Origin of the sequence: Streptococcus oralis (genome assembly GCF_026782285.1) — a bacterium.
Classification (GTDB): domain Bacteria; phylum Bacillota; class Bacilli; order Lactobacillales; family Streptococcaceae; genus Streptococcus; species Streptococcus oralis_CG.
Map to the genome: position 1 here is coordinate 414,534 of NZ_JAKUWG010000007.1, position 12,591 is coordinate 427,124.

Consider the following 12,591-nt stretch of genomic DNA (forward strand, 5'->3'; position numbering starts at 1 on the left):
AGTATAGCATAAAGTCATATATTGTGCTATACTGATAAGGTTGATAATCTCAACCCTTGGTGCTTAGCTTCTTTCACCAAGCATATTTTACGCGGGAAACCGCCAAAGGAGAAAACATGAAAAAATTAACTGTTCGTGATATGGCAGATATTGCTATCGTTGCTGCTATCTATGTGGTTTTGACCATCACCCCACCCCTTAATGCCATTAGCTACGGTGCCTACCAGTTCCGTATTTCTGAGATGATGAATTTCTTGGCCTTTTACAACCCTAAATACATCATCGGTGTGACGATTGGATGTATGATTGCTAATTTCTTTAGCTTTGGTCTAATAGATGTCTTTGTCGGTGGAGGTTCTACCCTAGTTTTCCTAAGTCTAGGTGTATGGCTCTTTAGCAAGTACAAGAAAGACTATCTGTTCAATGGTTTGATTCGAAAAGATCATTTCTTCTTTTCAATCCTCTTCTCCATTTCAATGATTACCATTGCAGCTGAACTCCATATCGTTGCAGAAGCTCCGTTCTTCTTGACATGGTTCTCTACGGGAATTGGTGAGTTTGCATCACTTATCGTAGGTGCGATTTTGATCAATAAACTGGGACAGCGAATCGACCTTACAAAATAAGAAGTTTATAAGCTAGATTCTTGCTAAATCTAGCTTTTTTCATTCCATAAAATTAAAAGAGAGCGCTTGACAAGAGGATAGAACTATAGTATACTTTTTAGGTAAGCTGATTTAGCTCAGTTGGCAGAGCGCATCCATGGTAAGGATGAGGTCGCCGGTTCAATCCCGGCAATTAGCATGATAGAAACAAAATAACCTTGGGAGACCAAGGTTTTTCTTATACTTCTGTGAAAATGAAGCTAAAGAGTTTTGACAGTTGACAAAAGTAACTCTATCTAGTAGAATAGTAGTTGCGATGAGTCGATAGGTAGTCTTCGGACTACTATTGAGCATAAGGAGGTCATAACGCAGGAGCGGACCTTGATGAGTTGTGTGAACCTGCTCATCACATGAAGATGCCTCTTAGTCCCTGGTCAATGACTAGGGATTTTTAGTTTTCAGAAAATATAGTCTAAAAAAGCTTTTCAATTTCTGGAAAAAGTAGTATAATACATCTATTATAGAAATTTTTAGAAAATTCCGAAAGAGGTTATTTATGGGATATACAGTTGCTGTAGTCGGCGCGACAGGTGCTGTCGGAGCTCAGATGATAAAAATGTTGGAAGAATCAACACTTCCAATCGATAAAATTCGTTACCTTGCTTCTGCACGTTCAGCAGGCAAGACTTTGAAATTTAAAGACCAAGATATTACGATTGAAGAAACAACTGAGACAGCTTTTGAGGGTGTTGATATTGCACTCTTTTCAGCAGGTGGTTCGACATCAGCTAAGTATGCACCATACGCAGTTCAAGCTGGAGCGGTAGTAGTGGATAACACATCTTATTTCCGCCAAAATCCAGACGTACCATTGGTTGTTCCAGAAGTAAATGCTCATGCACTTGATGCCCACAACGGGATTATTGCATGTCCTAACTGTTCAACAATCCAAATGATGGTGGCTCTTGAACCTGTCCGTCAAAAATGGGGCTTGGACCGTATCATCGTTTCAACTTACCAAGCAGTCTCTGGTGCTGGTATGGGAGCGATCCTTGAAACACAACGTGAACTTCGTGAAGTCTTGAATGACGGTGTGAATCCACGTGATTTGCATGCGGAAATCTTACCTTCAGGTGGTGACAAGAAACACTACCCTATCGCCTTTAACGCTCTCCCACAAATCGATGTCTTCACGGACAATGATTACACTTATGAAGAGATGAAGATGACCAAGGAAACGAAGAAAATCATGGAAGATGATAGCATCGCAGTGTCTGCAACATGCGTTCGTATTCCAGTCTTGTCAGCTCACTCTGAGTCAGTTTATATCGAAACAAAAGAAGTGGCTCCAATCGAAGAAGTGAAAGCAGCTATTTCAGCCTTTCCAGGTGCAGTTCTCGAAGATGATGTAGCGCATCAAATCTATCCGCAAGCTATCAACGCTGTTGGTTCACGTGATACTTTTGTTGGTCGTATCCGTAAAGACTTGGATGCTGAAAAAGGAATCCACATGTGGGTTGTTTCAGATAACCTTCTCAAAGGTGCTGCTTGGAACTCAGTTCAGATCGCAGAAACACTTCACGAACGTGGATTGGTTCGTCCAACAGCTGAGTTGAAATTTGAATTAAAATAGTCATATCGTTTAGGAGTTCAGATGAACTCCTTCTTTGAAATAGAGAGGTGTTTCTCATGTCTTATCAAGATTTAAAAGAGTGTAAAATCATCACAGCCTTTATTACCCCTTTCCATGAGGATGGTTCCATCAACTTTGATGCCATTCCAGCCTTGATTGAGCATTTGTTGGCCCATCATACAGACGGCATTCTCCTAGCTGGAACGACTGCTGAGAGTCCGACTCTGACCCACGATGAAGAGTTGGAACTCTTTGCGGCTGTGCAAAAGGTTGTCAATGGACGTGTTCCTTTGATTGCGGGTGTAGGGACCAATGACACACGTGACTCGATTGAGTTTGTCAAAGAAGTCGCAGACTTTGGTGGTTTTGCTGCTGGTCTTGCTATCGTCCCATACTACAATAAACCTTCTCAAGAAGGGATGTATCAGCACTTTAAGGCTATTGCAGATGCATCAGATTTGCCTATTATCATTTATAACATTCCAGGCCGTGTGGTTGTCGAATTGAATCCCGAGACCATGCTTCGCTTGGCTGACCATCCTAATATTATCGGTGTTAAAGAATGTACCAGCTTGGCAAATATGGCTTACTTGATTGAGCACAAGCCAGAAGAGTTTTTGATTTATACAGGTGAAGATGGGGATGCCTTCCATGCTATGAATCTCGGTGCAGATGGGGTTATTTCTGTTGCCTCTCATACAAATGGGGATGAGATGCATGAGATGTTCACTGCAATTGCAGAAAGCGATATGAAGAAAGCTGCAGCTATTCAACGAAAATTCATTCCTAAGGTCAATGCGCTCTTCTCTTATCCAAGCCCTGCACCTGTCAAGGCCGTTTTGAATTACATGGGATTTGAAGCTGGACCAACTCGTTTGCCATTAGTCCCAGCGCCAGAAGAAGACGCAAAACGTATTATCAAGGTCGTTATTGACGGCGACTATGAGGCGACTAAAGCAACTGTGACTGGTGTCTTACGTCCAGATTACTAATAGAGACAATAAAATCCATGACCGAATGAACGATCATGGATTTTTCTTATTTTCCTAAACAGAATTGGCTAAAGAGTTGGGTGATGAGTTCATCAGGTGCGGCATCTCCAGTGATTTCTCCGAGAATTTCCCAAGTACGGGTCAAGTCAACTTGAAGCAAATCAACTGGCATACCCAGTTCAAGACCTTCGTTAACAGCTTGTAGGCTTTCAACGGCCTTCTCAATCAAGGAAATATGACGGGCATTAGATAGGTAAGTAGCATCTTGCTCGACCAAACCAGCATTTTCAAAGAAGAGGTTGTTGATTTTATCCTCAATTTTATCGATATTTTGATTTTTAAGGACTGAAATACGGATGACATCTTCTGGAAGTTCAGAAGTTTCAATCGCTTCAGGCAAGTCAGTTTTATTAAGTAGAATAATGCGATTAGTGTCCTGACTGATTTCTAGGAGTTGGCGATCTTGGGCGGTTAGTGGTTCACTGGCATTTAGCACCAGTAGAACCAAGTCAGCTTCCTTGAGGGCTTTTTTCGAACGCTCAACACCGATTTGTTCCACGATGTCATCTGTTTCACGAATTCCAGCTGTATCAATCAATTTGAGAGGAACCCCGTTAATGTTGACGTATTCTTCGATGACATCACGGGTAGTACCAGCGATGTCAGTTACGATAGCCTTGTCTTCACGCAGGAGATTGTTTAGGAGGCTCGATTTCCCAACGTTGGGGCGTCCGATGATAGCAGTGGAAATTCCTTCGCGAAGGATCTTACCGCGACGGGCTGTCCGAAGCAGATTGGTTAGCAATTGTTCAAACTCCATAGTTTTCTCTCGGACAACAGCAGTAGTGGCTTCCTCAACATCGTCATACTCAGGATAGTCGATATTGACCTCGACTTGGGCAAGTGTATTGAGGATTTCCTGGCGAGTATTATTGATAAGATCAGAAAGAGAACCGTCCAATTGTTTGACTGCGATATTCATGGCCTTGTCAGTCTTGGCACGGATGATGTCCATCACCGCCTCAGCCTGTGTCAAGTCCACACGACCGTTTAGAAAGGCACGTTTGGTGAATTCACCAGGTTCTGCCAACCGAGCTCCTTCACGAATAGCTAGCTGGAGAATTTCATTGGTTACCGCAATCCCACCGTGGGTGTTAATCTCGATAATATCCTCACGAGTAAAGGTCTTTGGAGATTTCATAGCCCCAACCATAACCTCGTCCATGACCTTACCAGTTTGAGGGTCAACGATGTGACCGTAGTTAAGAGTGTGGCTAGCAACCTTGCTCAAGTCTTTTCCTTTAAAAATCTTTTGCGCAATGGCAAAACTGTCAGTTCCGCTCAAGCGGACAATACCAATGGCCCCTTCACCTAGTGGAGTAGAGATAGCAGCGATGGTATCAAATTCACGTGTAATCATACTAATTCCTTTTGTATTTCTTTTCTTAGGATATGTATCCAAGCATCTCTTCAAATTGTAACAAAATTAGACTATTTCTTCAATGGATGCTACTTGGAGATTGAAAAAGCCTAAGCAATTCTGCTTAAGCTAGTTTATTTGGTGCGCATTTCACCCTGAGGGAAGTAAGTTCCTTCTGGCATATCGTTGATGATGACATGAACGGCTGATTGAGGTGCTCCAGTGTTACGGACAACAGCTTCCGTTACTTCCTTAGCAAGAGCTTTCTTTTGCTCGAGCGTGCGTCCTTCAAATAAATCGATGCGTACAAATGGCATAATAGCTTCCTCCACTAGTTTTTGATTTCTTCTATTTTACCACATTTTGCCGTTTAAAGCTTCAGAAAATTATGATATACTAGAATGTAGCAAAAATTTAGAAATGGACGTGAAATAATAGCATGGCACAGTTGTATTATCGTTATGGGACCATGAACTCTGGTAAGACGATTGAGATTCTCAAGGTGGCCTATAACTACGAGGAGCAAGGAAAGGGAGTTGTGATTATGACTTCTGCTCTGGATACGCGTGACGGTGTTGGCTATGTATCCAGTCGGATTGGCATGAAACGCCCAGCTATTGCGATTGAGGAAACGACGGATATCTTTGGTTATATCCAAGACTTGCCTGAGAAACCATACTGTGTGTTGGTTGATGAGGCCCAGTTTCTCAAGCGTCACCATGTTTACGACCTAGCTCGTATTGTTGATGAGTTAGACATACCTGTCATGGCTTTTGGTTTGAAGAATGACTTTCGTAATGAACTGTTCGAAGGTTCCAAATATCTCTTGCTTTTAGCAGATAAAATCGATGAGATAAAGACCATCTGTCAGTACTGTAAGAAAAAGGCGACTATGGTGTTGCGAACTCAAGATGGCGTGCCAGTCTATGATGGCGAACAAATTCAGATCGGTGGTAATGAAACATATATCTCAGTCTGCCGAAAACATTATTTTGCCCCTGAAATCGATAAGGAGAATGAAGAAAAATGAACATCTATGATCAACTACAAGCTGTAGAAGACCGATATGAAGAACTAGGAGAATTGCTGAGTGACCCTGATGTCGTTTCAGACACCAAGCGATTCATGGAGCTTTCAAAAGAAGAGGCTTCTACTCGCGATACGGTAACAGCCTACCGTGAGTACAAACAAGTCCTTCAAAACATCGTCGATGCTGAAGAGATGATTAAAGAATCAGGCGGAGATGCGGACTTGGAAGAAATGGCCAAGCAGGAACTGAAAGACGCTAAGGCTGAAAAAGAAGAGTACGAAGAAAAACTAAAAATCTTGCTCCTTCCAAAAGATCCTAATGATGACAAGAATATCATCCTTGAAATCCGTGGAGCAGCTGGTGGAGATGAAGCGGCACTTTTCGCCGGAGACCTGCTAACTATGTACCAAAAGTATGCGGAAGCCCAAGGATGGCGCTTTGAAGTCATGGAAGCTTCTATGAACGGTGTCGGTGGATTCAAAGAAGTGGTTGCCATGGTATCAGGTCAGTCCGTTTACTCTAAACTCAAGTATGAGTCTGGTGCCCACCGTGTGCAACGTGTCCCTGTGACAGAAAGCCAAGGTCGTGTCCATACCTCAACTGCCACAGTTCTTGTCATGCCTGAAGTGGAAGAAGTGGAGTACGATATTGATCCAAAAGACCTTCGTGTCGACATCTACCACGCATCTGGTGCTGGTGGACAGAACGTCAATAAGGTTGCGACTGCCGTTCGTATCGTTCACTTGCCAACCAATATCAAGGTCGAGATGCAGGAAGAACGTACTCAGCAGAAGAACCGTGAAAAGGCCATGAAGATCATCCGTGCGCGTGTTGCTGACCACTTTGCTCAGATTGCCCAAGATGAACAAGACGCTGAACGTAAGTCAACAATTGGTACAGGTGACCGTTCAGAACGTATCCGTACTTACAATTTCCCACAAAACCGTGTCACAGACCACCGTATCGGCTTGACCCTTCAAAAACTAGATACCATCTTGTCTGGTAAATTGGACGAAGTTGTAGATGCCTTGGTACTCTATGACCAAACGCAAAAATTAGAAGAATTAAACAAATAATGAAATTAGCTCAATTATTCTCAGATTTTGAAGAAGAGTTGATGAGACAAGGAGAGGAAGCAGAAAGCCTCTCTTTTGTCTATCGTAGCCTAAAAAATCTCTCTTTTACGGATTTTGTCTTTGCCCTCCAGCAAGAGGTAACAGAGGAAGAAAAACAATTTGTAGAAGAAATTTTCCAGCAGTTAGCAGCTCACAAACCAGCTCAGTATATCATTGGTCACGCAGATTTCTTTGGAATGCAGTTAAAAGTGGATGAGCGAGTCTTGATTCCTCGTCCTGAGACAGAGGAGTTGGTAGAACTTATCCTAGCTGAAAATCATGAGACGAATCTTTCAGTACTTGATATCGGTACAGGTAGCGGGGCCATTGCTCTTGCTTTAGCAAAAAATAGACCAGATTGGTCAGTTGCGGCAGCAGATATTTCTCAAGATGCTCTAGATTTGGCATCTGAAAACGCTAAAGTTCAGAACCTCCAGATATTTTTAAAAAAATCTGATTGTTTTACAGAAATTTCTGAAAAATATGATATAATTGTATCCAATCCACCCTATATCTCTCGTGAAGATGAGTCAGAGGTTGGTTTGAATGTTTTGCATTCAGAACCTCATCTAGCTCTCTTTGCAGACGAGGATGGCCTAGCTATTTACCGCAGAATTGCGGAAGATGCAAAAGACTATCTCAAAGACGGTGGTAAGATTTACCTTGAAATTGGATACAAGCAAGGTCAAAGTGTTCCTGCGCTTTTTAGGAAACATCTTCCTGAAAAACGAGTACGAACACTCAAGGACCAATTTGGTCAAGATAGGATGGTTGTAGTTGATGATGGACAGGATTAGACAAGAGTTGGAAAAGGGTGGAGCTGTTGTTCTGCCTACAGAGACAGTTTACGGCCTCTTTGCTAAGGCCTTAGATGAAAATGCTGTCGACCATGTTTACCAACTCAAACGTCGTCCTAGAGAAAAGGCGCTCAATCTTAATGTCGCTTCTCTAAAGGACATCTTGCACTTTTCTAAGAATCAGCCAACTTATCTAGAAAAAATTGTAGAGGCCTTTTTACCGGGGCCCTTGACCATTATCCTCGAAGCCAATGACAGAGTTCCCTATTGGGTCAATTCTGGGCTTGCAACTGTTGGATTTCGGATGCCGAGTCATCCCATTACACTTGATTTGATCCGAGAGACTGGTCCCTTGATTGGACCGTCTGCCAATATTTCAGGTCAGGCAAGTGGAGTGACCTTTGCTCAAATTCTAGAGGATTTTGACCAAGAGGTTCTGGGCCTGGAGGACGATGATTTTCTAACTGGACTGGATTCAACTATTTTGGATTTGTCTGGAGATAAGGTGAAAATCCTACGCCAAGGGGCGATCAAGCGTGAAGATATTCTTGCTCAGTTGCCAGAGATTTCTTTTGAGGAGGAATGAGATGCTAAGAGATTTGCAAGAAACAGATGTAAAAGCTATATGTGACATCAATCAAGAGACTTTGGGCTATACTTTTAGTCCAGAGGACACAGCTAGTCAACTAGCTAGACTATCTCAGGATTTACATCATTTCCTTCTTGGCTATGAGGATGAAGTCAGCCATGTCCTACTTGGATATGTCCATGCTGAGGTTTATGAATCCCTCTATTCCAAAGCAGGATTTAATATCTTAGGCTTAGCGGTTTCACCTCAAGCACAAGGGCAAGGTATTGGTAAAAGCTTAATGCAAGGGTTGGAAGAAGAGGCAAAAAGACGGGGCTATGGGTTTATCCGCTTAAACTCTGCTGATCATCGTCTGGGTGCTCATGCATTTTATGAAAAAGTTGGTTATACTTGTGATAAAGTGCAAAAACGGTTTATTCGCATCTTTTAGTTTATTTTGTAAAAACAAACTAAAGGACCAGTCACACAATAAAGGAGAAGACCTATGATTTTTGACAAAGATGATTTTAAAGCATACGATGCTGATCTCTGGAATGCTATTGCCAAAGAAGAAGAACGCCAACAAAACAACATTGAGTTGATTGCTTCGGAAAACGTTGTTTCCAAGGCTGTAATGGCTGCTCAAGGGTCTATCTTGACCAACAAATATGCCGAAGGCTACCCAGGACGCCGTTATTATGGTGGAACCGATGTAGTAGACGTGGTAGAAACTCTTGCTATTGAACGCGCGAAAGAAATTTTCGGTGCTAAATTTGCCAATGTTCAACCTCACTCAGGAAGCCAAGCCAACTGTGCGGCTTACATGGCCTTGATTGAGCCAGGTGATACGGTCATGGGAATGGATTTGGCAGCAGGTGGACACTTGACCCACGGAGCTCCTGTCAGCTTCTCTGGTCAAACCTATAACTTTGTTTCTTATAGTGTAGATCCTGAAACGGAATTCTTGGACTTTGATGCGATCTTGAAACAAGCCCAAGAAGTAAAACCAAAACTGATTGTAGCTGGTGCTTCAGCCTATTCTCAAATTATCGACTTCTCAAAATTCCGTGAAATCGCAGATGCTGTTGGTGCTAAACTCATGGTCGATATGGCCCATATCGCTGGTTTGGTTGCAGCTGGTCTTCACCCAAGCCCAGTACCATACGCTCATATCACTACAACAACGACCCACAAAACCCTTCGTGGTCCTCGTGGTGGTTTAATTTTGACAAATGATGAGGAACTTGCTAAGAAAATCAACTCAGCTATTTTCCCAGGTATTCAGGGCGGTCCTTTGGAGCATGTTGTCGCTGCTAAGGCTGTATCCTTCAAAGAAGTTTTAGATCCAGCCTTCAAAGAATATGCAGCTAATGTTATCAAAAACAGCAAGGCTATGGTTGAAGTCTTCTTGCAAGACCCTGATTTCCGTATCATTTCTGGCGGGACTGAAAATCACCTCTTCCTTGTTGATGTAACTAAAGTTGTAGAAAACGGAAAAGTTGCTCAAAACTTGCTGGATGAGGTTAATATTACCCTAAATAAAAACTCAATCCCATACGAAACCTTGTCACCATTCAAGACAAGTGGTATTCGTATCGGATCTGCAGCCATTACTGCACGTGGATTTGGTGAAGAAGAAAGCCGCAAAGTGGCTGAACTCATCATTAAAACCCTTAAGAATGCAGAAAATGAAGCTGTCTTAGAAGAAGTGAGAAGTGAAGTCAAAGCATTGACAGATGCCTTCCCACTATACGAGGACTAAAACTTTTATGGACATTTATATTAAGAAAGCTATTATCCATCAGTTCAGCCCAGATGATACCGAGCTGTTCCTGGCGGATAAGTTTCTCAATATCACTCCAAAAATTGAAGAATACCTGCGCAAGAAAATCGAACGTGTGTATTCAGATGAAGCCAAGACTGGGATTTTCGAAGAAGAAAATCCCTTCTTCAATCACATCACGGATGATTTGTTGGAGACATCAGTAACACTGGCTAATCTCTGGAAAGAGGAGTTCAGTATTTCTGAAAATCTCAAGACCAATGACCTGGTTTTTGTTCAGTTTTCTAAAGAAGGCGTTGAACATTTCGCTTTCTTGCGAATTGCTCTGCGTGAGACCTTAACCCACCTCGGTGGAGAAGTTGATAACCCAATCAAGCTAACCCAGAATAACTTGCCTGGTTTTGGAACGGGGGCTGATGAGGCTTTGGTGGTTAATCTTCAAAGTCGCAAGTACCATCTCATCGAAAAACGAATCAAGTACAACGGGACTTTTTTGAACTATTTTTCAGATAATCTCTTAAGCGTTGCCCCTAAGATTTCGCCAAAGAAATCCATCAAGGAACTGGAAAAAACGGCCCAGAGAATTGCTGAAACTTTTAACACAGATGATTTTCAATTCCAATCCAAGGTCAAATCAGCGATTTTCAACAATCTTGAAGAAAGCAATGAACTGTCTCCAGAGAAATTGGCTAACGACCTTTTTGCTAACAATCTAACAGCTCGTTTGAGCTTTATCGATCAGGTCAAGGAAGCTGTACCAGAACCAGTCCAGTTCGATGAAATTGATGCCAGTCGTCAGCTCAAGAAATTTGAAAACCAAAAACTTTCCTTGTCAAACGGAATTGAACTCATCGTTCCCAATAACGTCTATCAAGACGCCGAGTCTGTTGAGTTTATCCAAAATGACAATGGAACCTATTCTATCTTAATCAAAAATATCGAGGATATTCAAAGTAAATAATGTTTAAATTACTACGAAGAGTGCTAGTGCTAGCAGTCTTCCTTTTCGCTGTCTATAAAGTCTATCATATCCACCAAGATGTTAAGCAAGTCATGACCTACCAACCCATGGTTCGAGAAATCCTCAGTGAAAGAGATACTCCAGCCAATGAAGAGCTAGTGCTCGCTATGATTTATACCGAAACGAAAGGAAAAGAAGGCGATGTCATGCAGTCTAGCGAGTCTGCTAGCGGTACTACAAATACTATCAATGACAATGTGACGAGCATTCGTCAGGGAATTCAGACATTGACTGATAATCTCTATCTAGCTCAGGAAAAGGGCGTTGATGTCTGGACAGCCGTGCAAGCCTATAATTTTGGCCCCGCTTATATCGATTTTATCGCTCAAAATGGTAAGGAAAACACTCTTGCCTTGGCCAAACAATATTCTCGTGAAACCGTCGCTCCAATTCTTGGAAATACCACTGGGAAAACCTACACCTATATCAACCCGATTTCTATCTTTCACGGAGCCGAACTTTATGAAAATGGTGGAAACTATTACTATTCTAGACAGGTACAATTCAACCTTTATATCATGAAATTCTTTAATTTCTTTTAAACATCTGGTTTTGCCAGGTGTTTTTCACTATAAGCTTTCTTTAAGACTGTTTTATTACCCTAGAGAGGTAAAGGAGGGAATACCCCATGAGAAAGAAATTCTTTCTAACAAGCGCTGCAGTACTGTGGGCCGTAACAGCTATGACGAGTGTCCACGCAGCAACAGATGTTCAAAAAGTAATCGATGAAACCTATGTCCAACCTGAATATGTTTTAGGTTCTTCTCTATCTGAAGACCAGAAAAATCAAACTCTTAGTAAACTTGGCTATGACGCATCAAAAGACACCAAAGATATCAAAACTATGACACCTGATATCTATTCGAAAATCATGAATGTGGCTAATGATGCTAGTTTACAACTCTATTCATCAGCTAAGATTCAAAAGCTGGGTGACAAGTCACCTCTAGAAGTCAAGATTGAAACGCCTGAAAATATCACCAAGGTGACGCAGGATATGTACCGTAATGCAGCGGTGACTCTGGGAGTAGAGCATGCTAAAATCACAGTTGCAGCTCCTATTCCAGTTACAGGAGAGAGCGCCCTAGCAGGGATTTACTACTCGTTAGAGGCCAATGGTGCTAAAGTACCGCAAGCCAATAAAGACTTGGCCCAAGAAGAGCTAAAAGCCTTATCCGATATCAATGCTGAAAACAAGGACAAGTCAGGCTACGATGCCAATAAACTCAATGTCGCTTTGGCAGATATCAAGACAGGAATCGCAAAGGCAAAAGAATCCAAAGGTAATCTGACAGAAGAAGATGTCCGCAAGATTGTAGAAGACACGCTAAAAAACTACAAACTCGATCAGGTTATAACAGGAAACCAGGTCAATATCATCATCAATTTTGCCCTCAATCTCTCAAAGAGTGACATTTTGAACAATGCTGATTTCACTAAAACCCTAAATGACCTCAAGGAAAGTATTGTCTCTCAAGCTGGAGATAGCTTTAAAAATATCAACCTCAACTTTGATGCCAATAAAGCGCTAGAAGACGGTGGCAATTTCTTGAGTTCTCTTTGGCAAGCCATTGTCAACTTCTTCAAGAGTTTTGGTGCTTAGGTCATTTCATGATATAATAGATGG

The 12,591-nt window shown here is 42.0% G+C and carries 14 protein-coding genes, 1 tRNA gene and 1 riboswitch; of the genes, 13 read left to right on the forward strand and 2 right to left on the reverse strand.

What is annotated here, in order from left to right:
• Positions 1-22: 22 nt before the first annotated feature.
• A riboswitch (PreQ1 riboswitch) is annotated at positions 23-119 on the forward strand.
• The 4 genes from MK403_RS07155 to dapA all read left to right on the forward strand — a co-directional run bounded on the left by MK403_RS07155 (position 117) and on the right by dapA (position 3,230).
• On the forward strand, positions 117-626 hold the full coding sequence (locus MK403_RS07155) for a QueT transporter family protein (protein ID WP_125415822.1): 510 nt from the start codon (positions 117-119) through the stop codon (positions 624-626). Its footprint overlaps the riboswitch before it by 3 nt.
• Positions 627-731: 105 nt before the next feature.
• Positions 732-804: transfer RNA gene (locus MK403_RS07160), tRNA-Thr, on the forward strand.
• Positions 805-1,161: 357 nt separating this feature from the next.
• Complete coding sequence (locus MK403_RS07165; RefSeq protein ID WP_093585460.1) at positions 1,162-2,238, forward strand: aspartate-semialdehyde dehydrogenase; 1,077 nt, start codon at positions 1,162-1,164, stop codon at positions 2,236-2,238.
• Positions 2,239-2,294: 56 nt separating this feature from the next.
• Complete coding sequence (gene dapA, locus MK403_RS07170) at positions 2,295-3,230, forward strand: 4-hydroxy-tetrahydrodipicolinate synthase (RefSeq protein WP_268709400.1); 936 nt, start codon at positions 2,295-2,297, stop codon at positions 3,228-3,230.
• A gap of 46 nt (positions 3,231-3,276) precedes the next feature.
• Here the strand turns inward: dapA and mnmE are convergent, their stop codons facing one another.
• Both mnmE and MK403_RS07180 read right to left on the reverse strand, forming a co-directional pair.
• On the reverse strand, positions 3,277-4,650 hold the full coding sequence (gene mnmE, locus MK403_RS07175; protein ID WP_268709401.1) for a tRNA uridine-5-carboxymethylaminomethyl(34) synthesis GTPase MnmE: 1,374 nt from the start codon (positions 4,648-4,650) through the stop codon (positions 3,277-3,279).
• Between the two features lie 134 nt (positions 4,651-4,784).
• Positions 4,785-4,967, reverse strand: coding sequence for a 4-oxalocrotonate tautomerase (locus tag MK403_RS07180; protein WP_001117401.1), 183 nt, complete (start codon positions 4,965-4,967; stop codon positions 4,785-4,787).
• A 122-nt stretch (positions 4,968-5,089) separates the two neighbouring features.
• On the opposite strand from MK403_RS07180, the gene MK403_RS07185 reads away from it, so the two are divergent.
• The 9 genes from MK403_RS07185 (at position 5,090) to MK403_RS07225 (ending at position 12,567) form a co-directional block, all read left to right on the forward strand.
• A complete protein-coding gene (locus MK403_RS07185; RefSeq protein WP_268709402.1) occupies positions 5,090-5,680 on the forward strand; it encodes a thymidine kinase in 591 nt (196 codons plus the stop codon).
• Positions 5,677-6,756 (forward strand): peptide chain release factor 1, encoded by a 1,080-nt coding sequence (prfA, locus tag MK403_RS07190; RefSeq protein ID WP_001028815.1) that lies wholly within the window; start codon positions 5,677-5,679, stop codon positions 6,754-6,756. Before MK403_RS07185 ends, prfA begins: the two co-directional genes overlap by 4 nt.
• Positions 6,756-7,592, forward strand: coding sequence for a peptide chain release factor N(5)-glutamine methyltransferase (gene prmC, locus MK403_RS07195; protein WP_268709403.1), 837 nt, complete (start codon positions 6,756-6,758; stop codon positions 7,590-7,592). Before prfA ends, prmC begins: the two co-directional genes overlap by 1 nt.
• Positions 7,576-8,178 carry an L-threonylcarbamoyladenylate synthase gene (locus MK403_RS07200; protein ID WP_268709404.1) on the forward strand — a complete coding sequence of 201 codons (603 nt, stop codon included), beginning with the start codon at positions 7,576-7,578 and terminating at the stop codon, positions 8,176-8,178. The genes prmC and MK403_RS07200 overlap by 17 nt, the downstream gene beginning before the upstream one ends.
• A gap of 1 nt (position 8,179) precedes the next feature.
• Entirely contained in the window at positions 8,180-8,611 is a 432-nt protein-coding gene (locus MK403_RS07205) for a GNAT family N-acetyltransferase (RefSeq protein WP_268709405.1), read from the forward strand.
• 54 nt (positions 8,612-8,665) lie between these two features.
• Positions 8,666-9,922 (forward strand): serine hydroxymethyltransferase, encoded by a 1,257-nt coding sequence (gene glyA / locus MK403_RS07210; protein ID WP_268709406.1) that lies wholly within the window; start codon positions 8,666-8,668, stop codon positions 9,920-9,922.
• Between the two features lie 7 nt (positions 9,923-9,929).
• Positions 9,930-10,904 (forward strand): nucleoid-associated protein, encoded by a 975-nt coding sequence (locus MK403_RS07215; RefSeq protein WP_268709407.1) that lies wholly within the window; start codon positions 9,930-9,932, stop codon positions 10,902-10,904.
• Positions 10,904-11,506 carry a lysozyme family protein gene (locus MK403_RS07220; protein WP_223326582.1) on the forward strand — a complete coding sequence of 201 codons (603 nt, stop codon included), beginning with the start codon at positions 10,904-10,906 and terminating at the stop codon, positions 11,504-11,506. The genes MK403_RS07215 and MK403_RS07220 overlap by 1 nt, the downstream gene beginning before the upstream one ends.
• An 86-nt stretch (positions 11,507-11,592) precedes the next feature.
• Entirely contained in the window at positions 11,593-12,567 is a 975-nt protein-coding gene (locus MK403_RS07225) for a DUF1002 domain-containing protein (RefSeq protein ID WP_268709408.1), read from the forward strand.
• The last annotated feature ends 24 nt before the right edge of the window (positions 12,568-12,591 follow it).

Bases quoted from the DNA above. Each gene is read 5' to 3' on its own strand.
- mnmE (WP_268709401.1), bottom strand. From the start codon at position 4,650: ATGATTACACGTGAATTTGATACCATCGCTGCTATCTCTACTCCACTA.
- prmC (WP_268709403.1), top strand. From the start codon at position 6,756: ATGAAATTAGCTCAATTATTCTCAGATTTTGAAGAAGAGTTGATGAGA.
- dapA (WP_268709400.1), top strand. From the start codon at position 2,295: ATGTCTTATCAAGATTTAAAAGAGTGTAAAATCATCACAGCCTTTATT.
- MK403_RS07180 (WP_001117401.1), bottom strand. From the start codon at position 4,967: ATGCCATTTGTACGCATCGATTTATTTGAAGGACGCACGCTCGAGCAA.
- MK403_RS07225 (WP_268709408.1), top strand. From the start codon at position 11,593: ATGAGAAAGAAATTCTTTCTAACAAGCGCTGCAGTACTGTGGGCCGTA.
- glyA (WP_268709406.1), top strand. From the start codon at position 8,666: ATGATTTTTGACAAAGATGATTTTAAAGCATACGATGCTGATCTCTGG.
- MK403_RS07185 (WP_268709402.1), top strand. From the start codon at position 5,090: ATGGCACAGTTGTATTATCGTTATGGGACCATGAACTCTGGTAAGACG.
- MK403_RS07220 (WP_223326582.1), top strand. From the start codon at position 10,904: ATGTTTAAATTACTACGAAGAGTGCTAGTGCTAGCAGTCTTCCTTTTC.
- MK403_RS07165 (WP_093585460.1), top strand. From the start codon at position 1,162: ATGGGATATACAGTTGCTGTAGTCGGCGCGACAGGTGCTGTCGGAGCT.
- MK403_RS07155 (WP_125415822.1), top strand. From the start codon at position 117: ATGAAAAAATTAACTGTTCGTGATATGGCAGATATTGCTATCGTTGCT.
- MK403_RS07205 (WP_268709405.1), top strand. From the start codon at position 8,180: ATGCTAAGAGATTTGCAAGAAACAGATGTAAAAGCTATATGTGACATC.
- MK403_RS07215 (WP_268709407.1), top strand. From the start codon at position 9,930: ATGGACATTTATATTAAGAAAGCTATTATCCATCAGTTCAGCCCAGAT.
- prfA (WP_001028815.1), top strand. From the start codon at position 5,677: ATGAACATCTATGATCAACTACAAGCTGTAGAAGACCGATATGAAGAA.
- MK403_RS07200 (WP_268709404.1), top strand. From the start codon at position 7,576: ATGATGGACAGGATTAGACAAGAGTTGGAAAAGGGTGGAGCTGTTGTT.